This window comes from Curtobacterium sp. MCBA15_001, from assembly GCF_001864835.1.
Lineage (GTDB): Bacteria > Actinomycetota > Actinomycetes > Actinomycetales > Microbacteriaceae > Curtobacterium.
In genome coordinates this window covers 191,538-213,698 of sequence record NZ_MJGI01000021.1, presented here as the reverse complement: position 1 = coordinate 213,698, position 22,161 = coordinate 191,538, and the positions used below count along the sequence as shown (strand labels likewise).

At 71.5% G+C, this 22,161-nt stretch carries 23 protein-coding genes; 18 read left to right on the top strand and 5 right to left on the bottom strand.

Going from position 1 to position 22,161, the window contains the following annotated elements; translation table 11 throughout:
- The first annotated feature begins 17 nt into the window (after window positions 1–17).
- On the top strand, window positions 18–2,510 hold the full coding sequence (locus tag BIU90_RS07470; RefSeq protein WP_071299588.1) for an ATP-binding protein: 2,493 nt from the start codon (window positions 18–20) through the stop codon (window positions 2,508–2,510).
- The gene (locus BIU90_RS07465; RefSeq protein ID WP_071299587.1) at window positions 2,507–3,187 is read left to right on the top strand and encodes a response regulator; all 681 of its coding nucleotides are present in this window, start codon (window positions 2,507–2,509) and stop codon (window positions 3,185–3,187) included. The genes BIU90_RS07470 and BIU90_RS07465 overlap by 4 nt, the downstream gene beginning before the upstream one ends.
- Here BIU90_RS07465 and BIU90_RS07460 read toward each other — a convergent pair.
- Complete coding sequence (locus BIU90_RS07460; RefSeq protein WP_071299586.1) at window positions 3,177–4,019, bottom strand: LuxR C-terminal-related transcriptional regulator; 843 nt, start codon at window positions 4,017–4,019, stop codon at window positions 3,177–3,179. The genes BIU90_RS07465 and BIU90_RS07460 overlap by 11 nt on opposite strands.
- A 108-nt stretch (window positions 4,020–4,127) precedes the next feature.
- On the opposite strand from BIU90_RS07460, the gene hxlB reads away from it, so the two are divergent.
- The 9 genes from hxlB to BIU90_RS18250 all read left to right on the top strand — a co-directional run bounded on the left by hxlB (window position 4,128) and on the right by BIU90_RS18250 (window position 12,910).
- Entirely contained in the window at window positions 4,128–4,700 is a 573-nt protein-coding gene (gene hxlB / locus BIU90_RS07455; RefSeq protein ID WP_071299585.1) for a 6-phospho-3-hexuloisomerase, read from the top strand.
- Between the two features lie 29 nt (window positions 4,701–4,729).
- On the top strand, window positions 4,730–5,356 hold the full coding sequence (gene hxlA, locus BIU90_RS07450; RefSeq protein ID WP_071299782.1) for a 3-hexulose-6-phosphate synthase: 627 nt from the start codon (window positions 4,730–4,732) through the stop codon (window positions 5,354–5,356).
- A gap of 110 nt (window positions 5,357–5,466) precedes the next feature.
- A complete protein-coding gene (locus BIU90_RS07445) occupies window positions 5,467–6,549 on the top strand; it encodes a bifunctional GNAT family N-acetyltransferase/class I SAM-dependent methyltransferase (protein WP_071299584.1) in 1,083 nt (360 codons plus the stop codon).
- The gene (locus BIU90_RS07440) at window positions 6,546–7,289 is read left to right on the top strand and encodes an alpha/beta family hydrolase (RefSeq protein WP_071299583.1); all 744 of its coding nucleotides are present in this window, start codon (window positions 6,546–6,548) and stop codon (window positions 7,287–7,289) included. Before BIU90_RS07445 ends, BIU90_RS07440 begins: the two co-directional genes overlap by 4 nt.
- Window positions 7,290–7,421: 132 nt before the next feature.
- Window positions 7,422–8,189: an HAD family phosphatase gene (locus BIU90_RS07435; RefSeq protein ID WP_071299582.1), complete on the top strand. Its 768-nt coding sequence runs from the start codon at window positions 7,422–7,424 to the stop codon at window positions 8,187–8,189.
- 64 nt (window positions 8,190–8,253) lie between these two features.
- Complete coding sequence (locus BIU90_RS07430; RefSeq protein WP_071299581.1) at window positions 8,254–10,764, top strand: glycoside hydrolase family 65 protein; 2,511 nt, start codon at window positions 8,254–8,256, stop codon at window positions 10,762–10,764.
- Window positions 10,765–11,026: 262 nt separating this feature from the next.
- Entirely contained in the window at window positions 11,027–11,794 is a 768-nt protein-coding gene (locus tag BIU90_RS07425; protein ID WP_139195162.1) for an SDR family NAD(P)-dependent oxidoreductase, read from the top strand.
- Window positions 11,795–11,901: 107 nt separating this feature from the next.
- On the top strand, window positions 11,902–12,438 hold the full coding sequence (locus BIU90_RS07420) for a hypothetical protein (protein WP_071299579.1): 537 nt from the start codon (window positions 11,902–11,904) through the stop codon (window positions 12,436–12,438).
- A gap of 10 nt (window positions 12,439–12,448) precedes the next feature.
- Window positions 12,449–12,910, top strand: a complete 462-nt coding sequence (locus BIU90_RS18250; protein WP_175470156.1) for a hypothetical protein — start codon at window positions 12,449–12,451, stop codon at window positions 12,908–12,910.
- Between the two features lie 108 nt (window positions 12,911–13,018).
- On the opposite strand, the gene BIU90_RS07415 is transcribed toward BIU90_RS18250, so the two are convergent.
- Window positions 13,019–13,891: a hypothetical protein gene (locus tag BIU90_RS07415; protein WP_071299578.1), complete on the bottom strand. Its 873-nt coding sequence runs from the start codon at window positions 13,889–13,891 to the stop codon at window positions 13,019–13,021.
- A gap of 410 nt (window positions 13,892–14,301) precedes the next feature.
- On the opposite strand from BIU90_RS07415, the gene BIU90_RS07410 reads away from it, so the two are divergent.
- Window positions 14,302–14,634: a prevent-host-death protein gene (locus tag BIU90_RS07410; RefSeq protein ID WP_175470155.1), complete on the top strand. Its 333-nt coding sequence runs from the start codon at window positions 14,302–14,304 to the stop codon at window positions 14,632–14,634.
- Between the two features lie 144 nt (window positions 14,635–14,778).
- Here the strand turns inward: BIU90_RS07410 and BIU90_RS07405 are convergent, their stop codons facing one another.
- Entirely contained in the window at window positions 14,779–15,294 is a 516-nt protein-coding gene (locus tag BIU90_RS07405) for a DUF1697 domain-containing protein (protein WP_071299576.1), read from the bottom strand.
- Window positions 15,295–15,392: 98 nt separating this feature from the next.
- On the opposite strand from BIU90_RS07405, the gene BIU90_RS07400 reads away from it, so the two are divergent.
- Together BIU90_RS07400 and BIU90_RS07395 are read left to right on the top strand one after the other, a co-directional pair.
- The gene (locus tag BIU90_RS07400) at window positions 15,393–15,965 is read left to right on the top strand and encodes a helix-turn-helix domain-containing protein (protein ID WP_071299575.1); all 573 of its coding nucleotides are present in this window, start codon (window positions 15,393–15,395) and stop codon (window positions 15,963–15,965) included.
- Window positions 15,950–17,338 (top strand): MFS transporter, encoded by a 1,389-nt coding sequence (locus tag BIU90_RS07395; protein ID WP_083403778.1) that lies wholly within the window; start codon window positions 15,950–15,952, stop codon window positions 17,336–17,338. The genes BIU90_RS07400 and BIU90_RS07395 overlap by 16 nt, the downstream gene beginning before the upstream one ends.
- Before the next feature lie 51 nt (window positions 17,339–17,389).
- Here the strand turns inward: BIU90_RS07395 and BIU90_RS07390 are convergent, their stop codons facing one another.
- The gene (locus BIU90_RS07390; protein ID WP_071299574.1) at window positions 17,390–17,653 is read right to left on the bottom strand and encodes a hypothetical protein; all 264 of its coding nucleotides are present in this window, start codon (window positions 17,651–17,653) and stop codon (window positions 17,390–17,392) included.
- Window positions 17,654–17,753: 100 nt separating this feature from the next.
- Between BIU90_RS07390 and BIU90_RS07385 the strand changes: the two genes are divergently transcribed.
- A complete protein-coding gene (locus BIU90_RS07385) occupies window positions 17,754–18,206 on the top strand; it encodes a hypothetical protein (protein WP_071299573.1) in 453 nt (150 codons plus the stop codon).
- A 48-nt stretch (window positions 18,207–18,254) separates the two neighbouring features.
- Here the strand turns inward: BIU90_RS07385 and BIU90_RS07380 are convergent, their stop codons facing one another.
- The gene (locus tag BIU90_RS07380; RefSeq protein WP_071299572.1) at window positions 18,255–19,727 is read right to left on the bottom strand and encodes an NCS2 family permease; all 1,473 of its coding nucleotides are present in this window, start codon (window positions 19,725–19,727) and stop codon (window positions 18,255–18,257) included.
- 73 nt (window positions 19,728–19,800) lie between these two features.
- Between BIU90_RS07380 and folE the strand changes: the two genes are divergently transcribed.
- From folE to BIU90_RS07365, 3 genes are read left to right on the top strand one after another with little or no spacing between them, the layout of a single operon-like run.
- On the top strand, window positions 19,801–20,415 hold the full coding sequence (gene folE / locus BIU90_RS07375) for a GTP cyclohydrolase I (protein WP_071299571.1): 615 nt from the start codon (window positions 19,801–19,803) through the stop codon (window positions 20,413–20,415).
- Window positions 20,412–21,347 carry a dihydropteroate synthase gene (gene folP, locus BIU90_RS07370; RefSeq protein WP_071299570.1) on the top strand — a complete coding sequence of 312 codons (936 nt, stop codon included), beginning with the start codon at window positions 20,412–20,414 and terminating at the stop codon, window positions 21,345–21,347. The genes folE and folP overlap by 4 nt, the downstream gene beginning before the upstream one ends.
- Window positions 21,344–22,129 (top strand): pyrimidine reductase family protein, encoded by a 786-nt coding sequence (locus BIU90_RS07365; RefSeq protein WP_071299569.1) that lies wholly within the window; start codon window positions 21,344–21,346, stop codon window positions 22,127–22,129. Before folP ends, BIU90_RS07365 begins: the two co-directional genes overlap by 4 nt.
- Window positions 22,130–22,161: the final 32 nt, after the last annotated feature.

The window sequence follows — 22,161 nt, the reverse complement described above, 5'->3', positions numbered from 1 at the left end:
CGCGAGAGGATGAGCCCGTGAAGCGAGGAAGACTGCGGGTCCTGCTCGGCGCCGCCCCCGGCGTCGGCAAGACCTTCACGATGCTCGAAGAGGGGCGCCGCCTGCGCGACGAGGGCCGCGACGTGGTCGTCGCCGTCGTCGAGACCCACGGCCGCGCCGCCACCGCTGCGCTGGTCGAGGGGCTCGAGCTCGTCCCGCGCCGCGTCGAACTCCACCGCGGCGTCGAGCTGGACGACATGGACCTGGACGCGGTGGTCGCCCGCCATCCCGACGTCGGCCTGGTCGACGAGCTCGCGCACACCAACGCCCCCGGCGGCCCGCACGACAAGCGCTGGCAGGACGTCGAGGCGCTGCTCGCCGCGGGCATCGACGTCATCTCGACGGTGAACATCCAGCACATGCAGTCCCTCGGCGACGTCGTGCGCGAGATCACGGGCACGGTGCAGCGCGAGACCGTCCCCGACGCCGTCGTGCGCGCTGCGGACCAGATCGAGGTCGTCGACCTGTCCCCGCAGGCGCTGCGCGAGCGGCTCTCCGAGGGCCTGGTCTACCCGGCCGCCCGGATCGACGCCGCCCTCTCGAACTACTTCCGTCTGGGCAACCTGACGGCGCTGCGCGAGATCGCGCTGCTGTGGCTCGCCGACGAGGTCGACGACGCCCTGAAGCGGTACCGCGCCGAGCACGGGATCGAGCACCGGTGGGAGGCCCGCGAACGCGTCCTCGTCGCCCTGACCGGCGGCCCCGAGGGCGAGACGCTGCTGCGCCGGGGTGCTCGCATCGCAGCCCGGTCGTCCGGCGGCGAACTCGCTGCCGTGCACGTCACCACGAACGACGGACTCCGCGAGCGACACCCCGGTGCGCTCGGCAAGCAGCGCGCCCTGCTCGAACAGCTCGGTGGGACGTACCACCAGGTCGTCGGGGACGACGTGCCGAGCACGCTCGTGCGCTTCGCCCGGTCGATCGACGCGACGCAGATCGTCATCGGGGTGAGCCGCCGCACGCGGATCGTCGCCGCACTCACCGGGCCCGGCATCGGCAACACGGTGATCCGCGAGTCCGGCGACATCGACGTGCACATGGTCACCCACGAGCGGGCGGGCGGCGGCTTCGCGCTGCCGAAGCTCGGCGGCAGCCTGTCGCGAGGCCGGGTGCTCGCCGCGTTCGCCCTGTCGCTCGTGGTCGGACCGCTGCTGACCTGGCTGCTCTCGTTCGCGAGGACCCCCGACGCCATCACCACGGACGTCCTGGCCTACCAACTGCTGGTGCTCGTCGTCGCGCTGGTCGGCGGCATGTACCCGGCCGTCTTCGCTGCGGTGCTCTCCGGGCTCAGCCTCGACTTCTTCTTCGTGCAACCGCTCTACCAGGTCACCGTCCAGCAGCCCTGGCACCTGGTAGCCCTCGTCATGTACGTGATCAGCGCGGTGCTGGTCAGCTTCGTCGTGGACCGGTCGGCCCGGCGGTCGCGGACGGCCCGCCGCGCAGCCGCCGAGTCCGGCCTGCTCATCGGGATCGCCGGCAGCGTCCTGCGCGGTGACGACGCGCTGCAGGCGCTCGTCGCCCGCACGCGTGAGGCGTTCGGCTTCACCGGTCTGCGGGTCCGGCAGGGGGATCTGGTGCCGGCCACGTCCGGCACGTTCGGCGAGGCTCCGGACGCCACCACGAGCCTCCCGTCCGGTGCGGTCCTGGAGTTCGCCGGCGCCCCGGACGACCCGACGCAGCGACGGCTGCTGCGCGTGGTCGAGCAACAGATCGACGCTGCGGTCGAGCACCGCGAGCTGACGCGGGCCGCGGTGGACGCCGAGCGCATCGCTGCGGCGGACCGGGTGCGGAGCGCGATCCTCGCGGCCGTCGGCCACGACGTCCGTCGGCCGATCGCGGCGGCCTCCGCCGCCGTGCAGACACTGCGGGCCAGCGACATCGCGCTCTCGGAACCCGACCGGGAGGCCCTGCTCGCCACCGCCGACGAGAGCCTCGGCCAGCTCGCGGTGCTGCTCGGCGACCTGCTGGACGTCTCACGGGTGCAGGCGGGGGTGCTCGCGGTCTCGGCCGTGCCGCTCCCGTTGGAGACCGTGGTCGCGCCCGCCCTGGACGAGCTGGAGCTCGGGCCGGACGACGTCGACCTCGACCTGCCCGCCGAACTCCCACAGGTGCTGGCAGACCCGGTGCTGCTGCAACGCGTCCTCGTGAACCTGCTCGCGAACGCGATGCGGTTCAGTCCCGAGGGCACCAGCGTCCGGGTTGCGGCGAGTGCGTTCGGTGGCGGCGTGGAGCTCCGGATCACCGACCACGGCCCGGGCATCCCGGAGACCCAACGCGACGACGTGTTCCAGCCGTTCCAGCGGCTCGGCGACACCGACAACGAGACCGGGCTCGGGCTCGGGCTGGCGCTGGCACGCGGGTTCACCGAGGGCATGGGCGGCACGATCGAGGTCGACGACACCCCGGGCGGCGGTCTCACGATGGTCGTGCGGCTGCCGATCGCCGGGCACGTGGGAGTGGAAGCACGATGAGGATCCTGGTCGCCGACGACGACCCCCAGCTCGTCCGCGCCCTCGGGGTGACCCTGTCCGCCCGCGGGTACGACGTCGTCACCGCACGGGACGGCCGCGCCGCGATCGACGCCGTGATCACCGAGCGGCCCGACCTGGTGATGCTCGACCTCGGCATGCCGCGACTCGACGGCATCGGGGTGCTCGAGGGCATCCGGGCGTGGTCGCAGGTCCCCGTGCTGGTGCTGTCCGGGCGGACGGACTCGTCGGACAAGGTCGACGCGCTCGACGCGGGAGCCGACGACTACGTCACGAAGCCGTTCCAGATGGACGAGCTCCTCGCGCGGCTGCGGGCACTCGGACGCCGGCGCGCCACGGTCGGCTCGGACGCGGCGCCGACCGTGCGCATCGGGGAGCTCGTCGTCGACCTGGTCGCCAAGCAGGTCACCCCGCCCTCGGGCCCAGCGATCCGCCTGACCCCGACCGAGTGGCGGTTGCTCGAGGTGCTGCTGGCGAACCCGGACCGGCTGATGACGCGGGAGATGCTGCTCACCGAGGTGTGGGGACCGTCGCACGGCAGCGACTCCGGGTACCTGCGGCTGTACGTCGCGCAGTTGCGCCGGAAGCTCGAGCCGGACCCGTCCACGCCGCGGTACATCGTCACCGAGTCCGGGATGGGGTACCGCTTCACCCCCTGACGGATGCGGCAGCGAGCTCCGCGCGCGTCCGGGCCCCACGCTTCCGGAGCAGGTTCGCCACGTGGTACTTGACCGTGTTGACGGTGATGCCGAGCCCGTCTGCGATCTCCCGGTTGCCGACCCCGGTCGCGACGAGCCGCAGCACGTCCTGCTCCCGCGGCGTCAGGTCGGCGTCGTCCGGTAGGTCGACCGCTCCCGGAGCGGGGTCGAGCGGCAGCGCGATGTCGAGCACCGAGCCCCACGCGGGCGTCGACGCCACGTCGAGCTGCCCGTCGAGCGCGACGACCCGCTCGGCGATCGGGCGCATCGCGTCGTCGTGCACGTCGAGGGTGCCTGCGCCGTCGTCACGGAGCTGCATGAGCAGGTTCCGGCCGTCGCAGTCCCACTGGATGCGGACGCGATGGGCCTCGCCGGCGTCGACGAGCGCCAGCACCGCGGTGCGGACGATCGCGCGGGCCGCGTGCGCGACGTCGCCCGGGAGTGCTCGTCCGGTCGCGGGCGGTTCGACGAACTGCACGTCGAGGTCCCCGAACCGCACGAGGGGCCGCAGGTCGGCGCGCAACCGCGAGAACGCGCCGGTGACGGGCTCGAGCAGTGCGCCGCGGTGGCGATCCGTCACCGTCCGCAGGTCGACGAGCGCTGCCGAGGCGATCTCGACCGCCTCGGCGCGGGCAGCCGCGTCGCTGACCCGTGGCGAGCGGAGGACCGCGAGCACGGACTCGAGCGTCAGGGCGTGCCGGTCGGCCTGCTCGGCGACGGTCCGGGCGTGCTCGGCGGCGGCGAGGCGCCCGCCGGGCTCGACCCGGGCCTCCTGGTCGGTCGTCGTGTCCACGTGCCGACCGTACGCGTCCCACCCGAGCGGGTGGGCCCACCCGGACGGGTGGGACGCCCACCGTGTCGGGGAGCGGTGTGATCAGGCGCGCGGGAGCACGCTCGTTGCATGTCCCAACCCACCGTCGCGTCCGCGCTGGACCTGGTCGCCCACGAGCTCGACGCCCTGGTCGCCGCGGTCCGCGACGCCGACCAGACGCCGTTCGAGCGGGCGCTCGACCTGCTCGCCGGCGCGGACCGCGTGTTCGTCCACGGCGCCGGCCGGTCTGGACTCGCGCTCCGGATGACGGCCATGCGGTTCATGCACCTCGGCCTCGACACGCACGTGGTCGGCGAGGTGACGACCCCGGCGATCGGCAGCGGTGACGTCCTCGTCGTCGCGAGCGGCTCCGGCACGACGACCGGCATCGTCCAGGCGGCGCAGACCGCGTCGGACGTCGGAGCGCACGTCGTCGCGATCTCGACCACGGACGACTCCCCGCTGTCCGCGGTCGCGACCGTCACCCTCGTGCTGCCCGCCGCCACCAAGACCGACCGTTCCGGCACCGCCTCGGCCCAGTACGCCGGTGGGCTGTTCGAGCAGGGTGTCGCCCTGCTCGGGGACGCCCTGTTCCACACGCTGTGGACCCGCGGCGACCAGACCGCGGACGACCTGTGGCCCCGCCACGCCAACCTCGAATGACCCCGCTGAACCAACTGAAAGGCACCACCATGCAGCTCCAGTTCGCCATGGACACCCTGACCACCGACGCCGCACTCGAACTCGCCGCCGCAGCCGCACCGCACGTCGACATCCTCGAGCTCGGCACGCCGCTCATCAAGAGCGCCGGCCTCTCCGCGATCACCGCCATCAAGCAGGCCCACCCCGACAAGACCGTGTTCGCCGACCTCAAGACGATGGACGCCGGCGAGCTCGAGGCGGACATCGCCTTCAAGGCGGGCGCCGACCTGGTCACGGTGCTCGGCGTCGCGGGCGACAGCACGATCGCCGGTGCGGTCAAGGCGGCCAAGGCCCACGGCAAGGGCATCGTCGTCGACCTGATCGGTGTGTCCGACAAGGCCGCCCGCGCCAAGGAGGTCACCGCGCTCGGCGCCGAGTTCGTCGAGATGCACGCCGGTCTCGACGAGCAGGCCGAGGACGGCTACACGTTCGACTCGCTGCTCACCGACGGCAAGGCCTCCGGCGTGGCGTTCTCCGTCGCGGGTGGCATCAACGCCGACTCCGTCCCCGCCGTCCAGGCGTCCGGCGCTCGCGTCGCCGTCGCCGGCAGCGCGATCTACAGCGCTTCCGACGTGGGTGCGGCAGCTGCCGCGATCCGCGCCGCGATCACGGCGTAGCGCACCACCTGACGGACAGGAGGCTCTGCTCACCCACGGTGGGCGACCTCCTGTCCGTCGTCGTTGCGGCTGCACGGCCGCTGCCGCGGTCGCCGCGGTAGCGTCGTGGCGTGCCGATCGAGCTGCGTGTCCTGACCGCCGACGACTGGCAGGCATGGAGGCGGGTGCGGCTGGCGGCGCTCGCCGAGGCCCCGTCCGCCTTCGGGTCGCGGCTCGCCGACTGGCAGGACGCCCCCGAGGCCCGGTGGCGCGAGCGGCTGTCGATCCCCGGCGCCCTCGACCTGGTCGCCGTCGACGGTGACCGCCCGGTCGGGATGGCGAGCGGGGTCCCCGACGAGGACGACGCCGACGTCGCGGAACTCATCTCGATGTGGGTCGACCCCGCCGCACGCAGACAGGGCGTCGCCGGTGCGCTGATCGCCCGGGTCGTGGACTGGGCCGTCGCCGCTGGACGGGCCGACCTGCGGCTCTCGGTGATGCCCGACAACGCCGCCGCCCGACGGACCTACGAGCGCTCGGGCTTCGTCGTGCTCGACCGACCCGGCGACCTGCTGCCGGACGGTCGGCACGAGCTGCTGATGCGCCGTGACCTGCGGGCGGACCGCACCCTCGACACGTACGAGCAGCGCGCCGGGACGTACACGGCGCGGACCCCCGTGCACCGTGCCGCCCTGGTCGACGACCTGCTCGCGCTCGTGCCCGCCGGTGCCCGGGTGCTCGAGCTCGGGTCCGGACCGGGACGCGACGCGCTCGCCCTCGAGGCCGCCGGGCTGCGCGTCGACCGGACCGACGGCGCCCGGTCGTTCGTGGAGCAGCTGCGCGCCGAGGGGCACGTCGCGCGGGTCCTCGACGTCCGCACCGGGATGTTCGGCAGCGGCTACGATGCCGTGTTCGCCAACGCCGTGCTGCTGCACGTGCAGCGCTCCGAGCTGACCGGGGTGCTCCGCCGGGCCCTGGTCGCCGTCCGGCCCGGCGGGGTCCTCGCCGCGACGCTCAAGCGCGGTGATGGCGATGCCTGGAGCACCGCGAAGGTCGACCGGGCACGGCACTTCACCTACTGGACCGAGGACGAGCTCGCCCAGGTCGTCGTCGACGCCGGGTGGGGCGACGTCGTCGTCCGGGAGACCACCGAACCGGGGGCCGGCGAGCGCTGGCTCACCGTGACCGCGCACCGAGCAGAGGACCCTCGATGAGCCGAGCACTCCGCGTTACCACCTGGATCGTGGCGGTGCTGGTCGTCCTGGTGCTGGTCTTCCTGGTCTGGGCCAACATCGTCATGCAGGGCACCCGGTCCGCCGCACTGCAGGTGTGGCGCGACGACCGGGTCGCCGTACGGGACGCCGGGAACTCGGTCGTGATGACCCCGACGGGGACGGCGAACGGCGTGGGTGTCGTGTTCGTGCCCGGGGCCAAGGTCGACCCGTACGCGTACATGGCCACGTTCCGGCAGGTGGTCGCCAGTGGGACGACGGTCGTGATCACGAAGCCGACACTGCACCTGGCGTTCTTCGACCTCCGTCCGCTCAGCGCCTTCGAGCGGAACGCGCCGGACGTCCGGACGTGGGCGGTCGGCGGGCACTCACTCGGTGGGGTGCGGGCGTGCCAGCTCGCCGACGACCCCGGCGTCGCCGGACTGCTGCTGCTCGGCAGCTACTGCGCGAACGACCTGTCGGACAGCAAGCTCGACGTGCTGAGCGTCTCCGGCTCCCGTGACGGGCTGTCCACGCCGGAGAAGGTCGACGCCGCCCGGCACGAACTGCCCCGCTCCGCCACGATGACCGAGATCCAGGGGGCGGACCACGCCGACTTCGGGGCGTACGGCGCGCAGCCGGGCGACCTGCCCGCGACGATCTCGCGCGCCGATGCCCGCGCCCAGATCGGCGACGCCGTGGAGCGGTGGGTCGAGGGGCTGCGTGCCGGGGCGCTGAACTGACCGCACTCCGTCGGCCGAACGCGCTCGGTGAACTCTCTCCACAGGGGCGCTGTCAGGGCCTCGGTGGACCTGGAGCGGTCCTAGACTCGACCGCAGCACTCGCACGACACCACTGCCCTGGAAGGTGTGTCCATGACGTCGTCTGACCTGCGGACCCCCACGCGCCTCGCCGACGCACGGGCGCTCCTCTTCGACCTCGACGGCGTGCTCACACCGACCGCCGACGTGCACATGCGCGCGTGGAGCCGGCTCTTCACCCCGTACCTCGAACAGCACGGGGTGGCTCCGTACACGGAGCAGGACTACTTCGCGTACATCGACGGCAAGCCGCGCTACGACGGCGTCCGCTCCCTGCTCGACGCCCGCGGGATCTACCTGCCCCAGGGCACCCCGGACGACGGCCCCGACCAGGACACCGTGTGCGGGCTCGGCAACCGCAAGAACGCCGAGTTCACGGCTGAGCTCGCCGAGCACGGCGTCGAGCCCTACCCCGGCTCGCTGCGGTTCCTGACCGCCGCGCTCGACGCCGGCCTGTCCGTGGCCGTGGTGTCGAGCTCCGCGAACGCCAAGCAGGTCCTGCGCACCGCGGGGCTCCTCGAGCGCTTCCCGGTGATCGTCGACGGCATGGTCGCGCGCGAAGACGGCCTGGCGGGCAAGCCCGCTCCCGACACCTACCTCGACGCTGCCAGCCGCTTCGGCCTGACCGCCGCCGAGTGCGTCGTGGTCGAAGACGCCACGAGCGGTGTCGCGGCCGGCCGGAACGGTGCCTTCGGGCTCGTCGTCGGCGTCGACCGTGGTGCCGGGGCCGACGAACTCCGGGCCAACGGCGCCGACGTCGTCGTGACCGACCTGGCGGACCTGCTGCCCGACCTGCCCAGACCGGCCACCGCCGCGTCCTGAGCGGCCCACCCGGCGCGATCCGTGCCTCCCGAGCGTCCCTGACCACTCCCCACACGGAAGACCCATGAACCCCATCACCTCGGACCCCCTCGACCGCGTGCGCTACCCGGTCGACGAGTGGGCGCTCGTCGAGACCGAGTACGCCCCGGACCAGCAGGGCGTCGCGGAGACGAACTTCGCGGTCGGCAACGGCTACCTCGGGCTGCGCGGCAACCTCGACGAAGGCCGCGGCGGGGTGCAGTACGGCACGTACATCAACGGCTTCCACGAGACGTGGCCGATCCGGCACGCCGAGGACGCCTTCGGCTTCGCCAAGACCGGGCAGACGATCATCAACGCGCCGGACGCCAAGGTGATCCGGCTCTACGTCGACGACGAGCCCCTGGTGCTGGCCGAGGCCGACATCCTCAGCCACACCCGCAAGCTCGACTTCCGCGGCGGCTTCCTGCTGCGCGAGACGGAGTGGTCGACGCCGTCCGGCAAGCGCGTGCTCATCCGGTCGCGCCGCCTCGTGTCGTTCACCGACCGGCACCTGGCGGTCGTCGACTACGAGGTCACGATGCTCGACCACGACGCGTCGATCCTGCTCTCGAGCCAGATCCTGAACCGGCAGGACGTGCAGGACGAGTACCACGCCGGCATGCGCGCCGCCGCCACCGCGTTCGACCCGCGCAAGGCCGAGGCCTTCACCGAGCGGGTCCTCGAGCCGCGGATCAAGCGGACGTCGGGCAGCCGGTCGCTGCTCGGGTACCAGGCGGCGAGCTCGGGCATGACCATCTGCGTCGGCGTCGAGCACCGCATCGAGACCGACAACGTGTGGGACGAGTCCTCGTCGATCGAGGACGACCTCGCCAAGCACGTCTACCGCGTGCACGCCAAGGCCGGACAGCCGATCCGCCTGACCAAGAACATCGTCTACCACACCTCCCGCGGCGTCCCCGCGCGCGAACTCGCCGACCGGTGCGACCGGACGCTCGACCGCGCGCACAGCGAGACGGTCCAGGAGACCTTCGCCAAGCAGCGCGTGTGGATGGACGACTACTGGGCCCGGAGCGACGTCGAGATCGCGGGCCAGCCCGAGATCCAGCAGGCCGTGCGGTGGAACCTGTTCATGCTCGCCCAGGCCACCGCTCGCACCGACGGGCACGGCATCGCGGCCAAGGGGGTGACCGGATCCGGCTACGGCGGTCACTACTTCTGGGACATGGAGATCTACGTCCTGCCGTTCCTGTCCTACACGGCGCCGATCGTCGCCCGGAACGCCCTGCGCTTCCGCTACAACATGCTCGACTCGGCGCGGTCCCGGGCCCGCGAGCTCAACCAGCACGGCGCGCTGTTCCCGTGGCGCACGATCAACGGCGAAGAATCCAGCGCGTACTACGCCGCCGGCACCGCGCAGTACCACATCGACGCCGACATCGCCCATGCGCTCATGCAGTACGTCCGCGCCTCGGGCGACACCGAGTTCCTGAAGCGCGGCGCGATCGACATCCTGGTCGAGACCGCCCGGCTGTGGGAGGACCTGGGCTTCTGGCGCTCGAACGGCGACCAGAAGTTCCACATCGACGGCGTCACCGGCCCCGACGAGTACACGACCGTCGTGGACGACAACATGTACACGAACGTGATGGCCCGGGCGAACCTGTGGTTCGCGGTGAACGCCTGCCGCGAACTCGCCGTCGACGACGCAGAGGAGTACGCCCGCATGGTCCGGCGCACCGGGCTGACCGAGGACGAGGTCGTCGACTGGGAGCGCGCCGCCGAGTCGATGGAGATCCCCTTCGACCCGCACCGTGGCGTCCACCCGCAGGATGCCCAGTTCCTCGACAAGGAACTCTGGGACCTCGAGAACACGCCCGAGTCCAAGCGTCCGCTGCTGCTGCACTACCACCCACTCGTCATCTACCGCTTCCAGGTGCTCAAGCAGGCCGACGTCGTGCTCGCGCTCTTCCTGCAGGGCAACGAGTTCACCCCGGCCGAGAAGCGTCGCGACTTCGACTACTACGACGCGCTGACCACGGGCGACTCGACCCTGTCGGCGGTGGTGCAGTCGATCATGGCGGCCGAGGTCGGCTACCACGAGCTGGCGGAGCAGTACTTCCAGACCGCGCTCTACGTCGATCTGGCGGACCTGCACGGCAACACCTCGGACGGCGTCCACATCGCGTCCACGGGCGGCATCTGGGGCGGGCTGGTCAACGGGTTCGGCGGCATGCGTGACCACGGCGGCAAGATGACGTTCAACCCGCGGCTGCCGGTGTCGTGGGAGCGGCTGACCTACCGCCTGACGGTCCACGGCTCCCGGGTGCGGATCGACCTCGAGCAGGAGCGCATGACGTTCACGGTCGAGACCGGGTCCGGCTTCACCGCGTGGGTGCACAACCAGCCGTACGACATCGCGTCCGGCGAGCCGACCGTCATCGCGATCCCGCACCACGGGCCGCGCATGTCCGGGCACGCCCCGACGACCAGCGACATCCAGGGCACCCTGCGCGCGGACGGTTCCGTCATCACCGCGTCGATCCCGACGATCTCGCTCGAGCGTGCGCTCGAGGTGGACGAGTCCGGCGCGTAGCTGCTGGCCCGGTCGGGCCGTCCACGGACTGGAGGCCCGGCTCGGCGCCGGTAGGTCGGCGCACCTGACCGCGTGCGCCGGCCGTGTGGCGCACCTGACCGCGTGCTGGCGCCGGCCGTGTGGCGCACCTGACCGCGTGCTGGCGCCGGCCGTGTGGCGCACCTGACCGTGCGCCCAGCCGGGTCCTGGCAGCGTCGTTCCCTGTGCCCGCGGGCCGATGGCGTCTCCTGGGGCACGGACGTGCAACCTGACAGGAGACACCATGGGCAAGCGCTTCGAGGGCAAGGTCGCGATCGTGACAGGGGCCGGTTCCGGCATCGGTGCGGCGACGGCCCGAGCCTTCGTCGACGAAGGCGCCTCGGTGGTCATCACCGACAGTGTCGAGGACAAGGTGCGCGCGGTCGGCGACTCGCTGCCGACCGACCGGGTCGTCGTACTGCACGCCGACGTCGCGAGCCCAGACGACTGGGAGACCGTGGTCGCGGCCGCTGTGGACCGCTGGGACCGCGTCGACGTGCTCGTGAACAACGCCGGGACCTTCAGCTCCGGCGACGTGACGGAGATCTCGACCGACGAGTGGCGGCGGGTGCTGGAGACGGACCTGTCGAGTGTGTTCTACGGCACGCGGGCGGCGCTGCCGTTCCTGCGCGAGACGAAGGGGTCGATCGTGAACACCTCCTCCGTGTCCGGCGAGGCCGCCGACTGGCGCATGAGCCCGTACAACGCCGCGAAGGGCGGGGTGTCGAACTTCACCCGGGCCGCCGCGCTCGACAACGGCCACGCCGGTGTGCGCGTCAACGCCGTCGCGCCCGGGCTCATCTGGACGGACCTGACCGAGGAGCAGGCCGCGGACGAGGCCCTCAAGCAGGAGTTCGCCGAGCGCATCGCGCTGGGTCGCGGTGGCCGTGCCGACGAGGTCGCCGCCGCGATCCTGTTCCTGGCGAGCGACGCTGCGTCGTTCATCACCGGTGCGGTGCTGCCGGTCGACGGCGGCACCCTCGCGAGCAACGGGCAGCCCGCGCAGGCCTGATCTGTCGATCTGGCGCTCCGGCTTCGTCGACAGCCGATCGGGAGCGGGGCGAGGCGGTAGACTGCCAGCAACGAAACCTCCGCCGACCAAGGCGGAGGTTTTCTTGTATGAGCACCCCATCACCCCTGACCATCACCCAAGCGGACGAACGGCACCGCCCGGAACTCGAACAGCTCTGGACCATGTTCCGACACGAGATGTCCGCGTTCACCGGCGCACTTCCCGACGACCGCGGACGCTTCCGCCAAGAGCGACTCGACGCTGGCCTCGCAGAACCGGGCTGGTCGGCGCACCTCTTCCGTCTGGGACCGCACCCGGTCGGACTCGCGGTCCTCCGCGGACTCGACCAAGCGGAGCGCGTCATCAGCAGCTTCTTCATAGCGCACGGAGCACGACGCGCTCGAATCGGACGAGCTGCCGTGACGGAGCTGACCGCGGCGCACCCGGGGAGGTGGGCGGTGGCTTACCAGGACCGCAACGAAGTGGCAGCGCAGTTCTGGCGCACGGTCGCGATCGAACTCGACCCGTGGTGCACGTTCGAGCACCACGCCGTCCCGGGCAGACCGGATCTGCCGGCCGACGCCTGGGCCCGGTTCAACGCAGTTCACCGAGAGGCGTTCGGTGAGCGGCACCGCCCGGTGTGATGATGGGTCGGTGATCTTCCTGGGGCCTGGCTCGGTGCGATGTGGGTCGGCCGCCATCGGACTCGTCGTTGCGATCGTCGGTTGTGCGTGCGCGACAGGCCTCTGGGATGACGTCGCGACGAGGTGGGTCGCGTGCCTCGTCCTGTTCCTCGGGCTGGGCGGTGGCGGCTGGCTGACCGGTCGTGCGCTGCGACTCGGAGTCGTCGTCGGCGATCCAGACCACTTCCTCGTTCGCGGGCTGCTGTGGTCGCGACGCATCCGCTACTCCGCGATCTTCTCGATGCCGCGGCTCGACACTGTGACGACGATTCCGTTCATTGGCTGGCACGATCGGGGGCGGAGGCGGTACACACCGCTCACGGCCTTCTGGGTGCCTGAAGGACCCCTGGCGAAGCCGTCGAGACGTTGGGCGATGAATTCACTGCAACGACTCGAGCGCCACCGAGTCAACTGCATGCGTTCAGCGCACTGAGTCCCTCCGTGTTCAGGACCACCTGTCCGGAGCGATCGTCACCAGGCGCGACTCGACGTCCGATGACCGACTCCTCTCGGGTCGGACCCGAGCATCGGCTCGTCTGACTCACGCAGCTCGGAGCAGTCGTTCCATGACTTCTGCGGTCCGGTTCGACATCATCTCGAGTTCCTCGTCTCGGAGGGGCACATCGAAGGTCATCGACCGCTCCGCGCCGCCCGAGACGGCTCCGCGAAGGTGCGCAGAGGCTCCGTCGACGGCGGCCGTGATCACGAAACGACAGGAGCCGTCGGCGACGGTCAAGACGGCCTCTCCGGCGTGCGTCTGCCGGAGCCGCCGGAGTGCGCTCGCGAACGATCCGATGTCATCATGACGGATGCTCGTCGCGACGGCCGCACGAAAGGTCCTCGAGTGCACGTCAACCCCGCACGGGTAGCCCTGTTCTGGTTCGGGACCGGTCTGGATGTCGATGGTGACGGCGTCACTCTCACTTCCGAGGAAGAGCGTTGCCGGGGCCCGTGAAACCACGCGTCGCTGGACCCTGCGCAGCAAAGCGGTCGGGAAGTGCACACCCCACTCCTGTCGGTACCGCTCTTCACCGATGTCGTCCAAGAGCTGGGCGACTGCGGCCGCCACAGAGCGGCAGAACGACACCACCCCGACCTCGGCGTCGATCAGGATCGCGGGCCGCAGCTCGGGTCGCCATTCGTGATCGTCGACGTAGTGCTCCAGCCGTACGATCACGACGTCTCCCGTGCTCGTGAACACCCACCGGAACACATCGGGTTCACCTTGCCAGTCGAACGTCGCCGACCGGGACCCGTCGAGCAAGCGCACGCATGCCTCAAGCATGTCCTCGAGGGCGTCACTGATGTAGGAAACCCTGATGTCAAGCGATCGACCCCCGTGGCTGAGCGTCCAGGGCATCCACCCGGCTCGGACCTCCCCGATGCCGAAACCGATCTTCGCGTCGTCGCTCACACGTCCATCCTCGCCCACCTCAGTTGCCTCGCTCGAGGACGAGCAGGTACGTGACGCACCTGTCCCGACAGGGCATCGGCCATCGGATGGGCTAGCACTCCGCGAGCCCGAGGGGCTTCGAACCGGACATGCCCGTGCTCTGCGAACGGTTCCGACTCCTCTGGCCCGGAGACACTCCCGCGAGCTGACCTCTGCAGTTCTCGGGCGGCGTCCGCCGCATGAGCGGAACTCGCGCAATCTAGCTGGTATTCAGAGCGTGTTCTGAATGCCATCAAGTCATGGTCGTCCTCGTTCCAGCACGTCACCGACGCTCGGTCCAGTCATCTGACCTCTCCCGGCACGCGAGGGACGTCTTCGCTGCCGCTGAGCGGGAGCCCCTCGAGGTCACGCGTCGTGATGGTGCGCCGCTCGTGCTGACGACGAAGGAACGATCCGACGACGACGAGGCGGTCCTCGACATCGCCGCGCAGCTCATCGCCGCTGTCACGGTCAACGAATCGCTGCCGCTCCACGATCGCCTGGCGATCCCGTACCCGTGGCTGAAACTGCTGAGCCGCGCGGACCAGCAGCGGTTCGCGAAGGAGATCGTCGAGGTGGCGCGCGGGTCCTTCTCGCTCCGCCAGCCGCGCAAGCTCTTGCTCGAGATGCAGGCATGGCGCAACTCGGCCGAGGCGATCGCTGCTGGTTGGGACACCTCGGAGCCGGAACTGCTGGACGTGCCCGTCGTCGTCGAGCGGCCGTGACCGATGGCCGCGCGCCAGTCCGGCGTGGCGCGGCCCGTCCGCACCACTGAGTACACGATCGTGTTGGCGACGCGTGCCGCTGAGTTGGGCTGCCCGTCGACGGCGGCACGCTCGCGAGCAACGGGCAGCCCGCGCAGGCCTGACCTACAGGAGCTTGCGGAGGGTGTTCGCGTTGCGGGTCGTCGTCGAGCGCTTGAAGCGTGCGGCGCCGGCCCGCTTGGCGAAAGCGGTGTCGGTGCTCGACCCCTTCGGACACGACCAGTAGACGACCCCGTCGCCACGTTCGACCTGCTCGACGGCGGGGTCGAGATCCAGGTCCGCGAGCAGGTCGTCGAGCGCGGCGTCGTCGGAGGCGAACAGGACGTAGTCGTGCCGGTCCTCGGCCGATTCGAACGGGAAGCCGTCGACGATCGCGGCGAGGGTGTCGTGCGGGACGAGGACGATCCAGGCGTCGTAGCCGAAGCGCTCGCGCAGGGCCTGTTCGATGTCCGTCTTGAGTTCGACCTGGCGCATCGCGGACGAGAACACGACATTGCCGGAGGCCAGCACGGTCCGGACGTCGGTGTACCCGCGCTCGACGAACATCGTCTTCAGGTCAGTCGACCTGATCGTGATCCCGTTGACGTTCACGCCCCGCAGCAATGCGATCCACCTGGCCATGCGGCGACCGTACCGCGACCGATCGACGCGGGGCGAGCCTCCCGACCGGTTCCACAAGAATTGTTGCGCAACAGGTCTTGTGGATCTATCGTCGGGGCATGACGAACGCACGGATCGACGACCCGGCACACATGCGGGCACTCGCGCACCCGACGCGGCTGCGCATCCTCGGCCTGCTGCGTGTGGACGGCCCGAAGACGGCGGCCATGCTCGGGGAGCTCATCGACGAAGCTCCGGGCACCATCAGCTACCACGCCGGTCGGCTCGCGAGCGTCGGGTTGATCGAGTCCGCCGAGGGGCAGGGCACCGACCGGCGTGAGCGCTGGTGGCGTGCGGTGCACGAGTCGTCGTCGTGGTCACTCGAGGACGCCCTCGACGACCCGGAGCGTGCCCTGGCGGTCAGCGCGCTCGACCGGGCGGTGGCACGGACCTACGCAGCGAACTACGAGGCCTACGTCGACCAGGCCAGCACGTTCGGGCGGGAGTGGGTCGCGGCCGGCACCAGCGGTGACCGCGTGATGCGCCTGACGGCGGACGAACTGGCGGCGCTCGGAGCCGAGCTGTGGCAGGTCGTCGAGAAGTGGCGTGCCGTGGGGGCCGAGCACGCTGCGGGTGACGGTTCCGAGCAGGTCGTGGTGTTGCAGCAGGCGTACCGGTGGCCGCGCATCTGAGCGCGCGCGGGCGGCTCCGCGCACTGCTCGTCGTGCAGGTCGCCTCGCGCATCGGCAACGTCGTGACGACGGTGAGCGTGCCGTTCGTGGTGCTCGCCCGTGGCGGATCGGCGACCGACGTCGGCATCACGGCGTTCATGGCGACCGTGCCGATCGTCCTCGGTGGCCCTTTCGGCGGGGCGCTGGTCGAGCGGATCGGCTTCGTCCGGTCGAGCATCGCTTCCGACGTGGTCAGCGGGGTCACGCTGCTGGCGATGCCCGTGCTGGCGTGGACGGTCGGGCTGCCGTTCTGGGCGCTGCTCGCGCTGGTCTTCGTGAGCGGCCTGTTCGACATGCCCGGCGAGTCGGCGCGGCGGGTCCTGCTCCCGGGGCTGGCGACCAGCGCGGGTGTGTCGTTGGAGCGGGCGGTCGGGCTCTTCGAGGCGTCGACGCGGCTGTCGGTGCTGGTCGGGGCACCGGTCGGCGGGGTCCTGGTGGCGGTCCTCGGGCCCCTGCCGGCGCTGGCGTGCACGGCGCTGGCGTTCGGTGCCGCCGCGATCGTGACGGGGCTGTTCGTGCGTGCCGCCGATGCACCCACCACCGACGCGCCCACCGGCGATGCCGCCGCCGCTGCTGCATCGGCGCCGCCGTCGCACGGGTACTGGCGGGACCTGGCCGAGGGCTTCCGGTTCTGCGTCCGTGACCCGTTCTTCCGCCTGGTGATCGCGCTCGTGCTCGTCACGAACCTGCTCGACGCCGCGCGGTCGACGACGCTCCTGCCGCTGTACGCCGACGAACGGCTCGGGGGAGCGCAGGCGCTGGGCTTCGTCACGGGGACGTTCGGCGGAGCGGCGTTCCTCGGTTCGCTGCTCTTCGGGTACGTCGCCCACCGGGTGCCGCGGCGCCTCACGTTCGTGCTGTGCTTCGTGCTGGCCGGCGGGCCCTCGTTGCTCGCACCGGCACTGGGCCTGGGGCTGCCGTGGATGCTCGGGGCGTCCGCGCTGTCCGGGCTGGCAGCCGGTGCCCTGAACCCGATCCTCGGGGCGGTCGAGCTCGAACGGATCCCGGAGCACATGCGGGCGCGGGTCTTCGGGCTGCTCGGAGCGGGCTCGTACGCGGGCATCCCCCTCGGCGGGCTGCTCGCCGGGCTGGCGGCCGAGGGCGTCGGCGTCTCGGCGACGTTCGGCGTCGTCGTGGCGATCTACACCGTGGTGACGCTGGCACCGCTGACCGGGGGTGCGTGGCGGCTCATGGAGCGGCGCGCGCCGGGCGGCGCTGCGCCGGACGGCCCGACAGGAGGCTCGGCTGACGACGCGCAGGCGGGCTCGGGTGACGGCGAGACGCAGCCGGGCGGACACGATGCGGGTCCCGGGGAGCGCGTCCTGTCCGCCTGAGCGAGACTCGGCGCGGCAGGCGCGGCAGGCGCGGCAGGCGTGGCAGGCGCGTCAGGACCAGGTGCGCGCGACCGTCCAGCCCCCGCGGTCCGGGACGATGTCGACCACCAGGCTCTCGCGGTCCTCGGCGGTCACCTGGAAGCGCCACCCGGCGGTGCGCTCGGGTGCGTGGGTGATGGCGGTGGGCAGGTCGGTCGGCGTGACGGTGAGCCTGGTCGGCGCGTCGGACACCCGCCAGCGGCGCCCTTGCCAGACGATCCGCACCGGCGTGCCCTGCTCCCACCAGACCGTGACGGCTGCATCGACGACGATCATCGGGTCCTCCTCGTTCGAACGTGTGTTCGAATGGTAGGCGCCTGTTCCGACAACCCGCAACCGGGAGCGGGTCCCGGACGAGTCGTGTAGACGAGGGGACATGACGAACGACGAGCAGGGCCCCGACGCCGCCCACCAGGTCCCGGACGGGGTCTCCGACGACACGGTCGAGGCCCTCGGCACGCTGTCCGCGGCGCTCGAGGTCATCGAACACGCCCGCGGTCTGCTGTACGGGTTCCACCGGCTGACGGGCAAGGCCGACCTGGACCTCGGCGAGGCGGTCGAGCAGCTCCGGACGGCCGGGCACACCGAGCTGGCGGACCGCATCGACCGCGAGCTGATCGGGCGGAACGTCATCGCGGGGCGGTGGACGTTCCAGGTCGTCGAGGACTACGACGACGGGTACTACGCCCTCGCCAAGGAGCTGGAACGCACGGCGCGCGAGGACCTCGCCGGCGGCCGGCGGCACCTGTTCGAGGCGGGCATGAAGGAGGACCGGCGCACGCAGGCCCGGCGCCACCACGAGGCCACGCCGAGCGACCTGCCGGACTGACGCCGGGCCTCCTGTCCGGCTCGGACGCGACGTGCGCCGCCCCGCGCGTCAGCCGACGCCGAGCAGCGTCTCCAGCGGGCCGCGGGCGAAGTACAGCAGGAAGCCCGCCGCGACGACGTAGAGCAGCCACGAGACCTCGCGGCCGCGGCCGGACAGCGCCTTGATGAGCACCCAGCTGATGAAGCCGGCGCCGATGCCGTTCGCGATCGAGTACGTCAGCGGCATGACCACGATCGTCAGGAAGGCGGGCAGGGCGGCACCGAAGTCGCCCCACTCGATGTCCTTGACCTGCGCGACCATGAGCGCGCCGACGACCACGAGTCCGGCCGCGGCGACCTCGAGCGGGACGACCTGGGTCAGCGGCGTGAGGAACATCGACGCCAGGAAGAGCAGCCCGGTGACGACGGAGGCCATGCCGGTGCGGGCGCCCTCGCCGATGCCCGCGGCCGAGTCGATGAACACCGTGTTCGAGGACACCGACGCGCCACCACCGGCGATCGCCCCCGCGCCCTCGACGACGAGCGCCGCCCTGAGCCGCGGGAAGGTGCCGTCGGGCTTCGCGACGCCGGCCGCCTTCGCCAGGCCGGTCATCGTGCCCATCGCGTCGAAGAAGTTCGTGAAGACCAGGGTGAAGACGAGCATCGACGCCGCGAGCGGGCCGATGCGACCGAAGGCGCCGAACAGGTCCGCATGCCCGACGAGCGACAGGTCGGGGAAGGCGAACAGCGCGCTCGGCAGGCCCGGCGCGTTGAGGTTCCAGCCGGTCTTCGAGTCGACCGACGTCGGCACGTGGAACACGGCCTGCAGGATGATCGCGATGACGGTCGTCGCGACGATGCCGATGAGCAGCGCACCCTTGACGCGGCGCGCCATCAGCGTGCCGATGATCACGAGGCCGATCAGGAACACGATGGTGGGCAGCGCGCCGACCGAGCCGTCCTCGCCGAGCTGCAGCGGGGGCGACGCGTTGTTCGTGGTGCGGACGAAGCCCGAGTCGACCAGGCCGATGAAGGCGATGAACAGCCCGATGCCCACCGTGATCGCGGCCTTGAGCTGCGCCGGCACCGCGGTGAAGATCATCGTCCGGATGCCGGTCAACGCCAGCACGACGATCACCACGCCGTTGATGACGACGAGGCCCATCGCCTCGGCCCAGGTGACCTGGTGCACGACGCTGACGGCCAGGAACGAGTTGATGCCGAGGCCGGCCGCGATCCCGAACGGCAGGTTCGCGATCAGGCCCATGGCGATCGTCATCAGTCCGGCGACGAGCCCGGTGGCCGCTGCGACCTGCGCGTTCTCGAGCCAGCCGCCCGAGACGTCCTTGGCGGCCTGGTCGGCGCTGAACCCACCGAGGATGAGCGGGTTCAGGATGACGATGTACGCCATCGTGACGAAGGAGACGAGGCCGCCACGGACCTCGCGGGGGATGGTCGATCCGCGCTGGGTGATGCTGAAGAAGCGGTCGAGGCCGGAAGCGACGCGGTTCCGGGGCGTTTCGGTTGTCTGCGGGGCGCTCACCGATCGAGTTTAAAGGAACCTGGGACCTCCGCCGACCTGCGTTCCGTGGACGTTCCTGGTGTTGGATGAGCAGGTGACCCCGCCCTTCGACCGTGTTCGTGTGGAGGCCGCCGTCCGCGAACTCCTGCTCGGCATCGGTGACGACCCCGACCGCCCCGAGCTGATGCGCACCCCGAGCCGCGTCGCCGACGCCTACACCGAGTTCTTCCGCGGCATCGGCACCGACGCCGTCGCGATCACCCGGCAGGGCACCGTGCACGCCGAGGACGGCGACCGCGGCCAGCTCGTGATCGTGCGCGACGTCCGGTTCCGCTCGGTCTGCGAACACCACCTGTTGCCCTTCATCGGCGTGGCCCACCTGGCGTACGCCCCCGGTGCCGAACTCATCGGGCTCGGCACCCTGTCGCGGGTCCTCGACGCCGTGGCATCGCGCCCGCAGCTGCAGGAGCGCCTCGGTGAGCAGGTCGCCGAGTCGATCGCGGACGGGCTCGACGCGCAGGGGGTGCTCGTCGTCCTCGACGCGCAGCACCAGTGCGTGACCACCCGGGGCGAGCGGCAGAGCGGGTCGACGACCGTCACGGTCGCGGCGCGCGGGACCCTGGCGGAGCCCGCGGCCCGGTCCGAGGCGATCGCCCTGATCGCCGCGCGCGGCAGCGGCCCCGGAGCCGAGCACGAGGCGGACGCATGACGACCGAACCGGCCGCCACGCGCCTCCCGGCCGACACCCGGCCCGGCTGGGTCGTCCCGGTCCTGCGCCACCCGGTCCGCACCCTCGGCCGCCGCACCATCGACTTCGACCACCGCATCGCGGTGATGGCGATCATCAACCGCACGCCCGACTCCTTCCACGACCGCGGAGCCACCTTCGAACTCGACCGCGCCGTCGCGGCCGCCGTCCGCGCCGCCGAGCAGGGCGCCGACTGGGTCGACATCGGCGGCGTCAAGTTCGCACCAGGGCCCGAGCTGCCGGCTGCCGACGAGATCGATCGCGTCGTCCCCGTCATCGCGCAGCTCGACGCGGAGTCCGACGTCGTCATCAGCGTCGACACGTTCCGCGCCGACGTCGCCCGGGCCGCGATCGCCGCGGGAGCCGACGTCGTCAACGACACGACCGGCCTGTCCGACCCGGCGATGGCCGCCGTCGTCGCCGACTCCGACGCCAGCATCGTCATCACCCACTCGACGGCTGCTCCTCGCACGAAGCTGGCCGTGCCGCCGCACTACGAGGACGTCACCGCCGCGGTCGTCGCCTTCTTGCGCGAGCGGGTCGACCGCGCGCTCGCCGCGGGCATCCCCGAGTCGCGGATCATCGTCGATCCCGGGCACGACCTCAACAAGAACACGGTCCACACGCTCGAGCTCACCCGACGCCTGCCCGAGGTCGTCGCGCTCGGCTACCCCGTGCTCACCGCGGTCTCGAACAAGGACTTCGTCGGGGAGTCCCTGGGCCGTCCGCGCGGTGAGCGTCTGAGCGGCTCGCTGGCCGTCGCGACGGTCAGCGCCATGCTCGGTGCGCGGATCGTCCGGATGCACGACGTCGTCGAGTCCGTCGACGCGATGCGCATGGTCGAGGCCACCCTCGGCTGGCGCGAACCCGTCGAGTCGAGGCACAACACGTGACCCTGCTGCCCTCCGCGATCGCAGACCTGTCCGACGACGAGGTCGTCGCCCTGTACCGCGACGGTGTCGGCCCGTCAGGCGACGGCGTCGGTCGGGAGGCCCGTCCCGGCTCGGGCACGTCGGCCGCCGGCTGGATCCGGGTCAACTTCGTGAGCACCGCCGACGGTGCCGCATCGGCCGACGGCGTGTCCGGGTCCCTCGGCGGCGACGACGACCTGCGCGTGTTCGACCTGTTGCGGCGGTTCGCGGACGTGGTGCTCGTCGCCGCCGGGACGGTCCGCGACGAGGGCTACGGACCCATGCGCCTGCACGACGCCGACGTCGCCTGGCGGCGTGCCCACGGCATGCCCGACCACCCGGTGTTCGCGATCGTCACCGGGTCCCTGTCGCTCGACCCGGCCTCGACCGTGTTCACGGACGCGCCGGTGCGGCCGATCGTGCTGACCTCGGCGTCCGCGCCGGCCGACCGGCGCGAAGCCCTGTCGGGGGTGGCGGACGTCGTGTCCTGCGGCGACGACTCGGTCGACGTCGCGCTGGTCCGCGATGCCCTGGTGTCCCGCGGCCTGACGGCGATCCACTGCGAGGGCGGGCCCTCGTTCCTGGGCGCCCTGGTGGCGGCGGACCAGGTCGACGAGCTCTGCCTGACGATCGACCCGTCGCTCGAGGGCGGTGCGGCGCCGCGCATCGCGACCGGGTCCTCGCCGGAGCTGCGGAAGATGCGGCTTGCACACGTGCTGCTCGGCGCGGGCGACGTGCTGCTGGCGCGCTGGGTCCGCCGCTGACGATTGTCTGATGTGCGGGACATCAGTAGGTT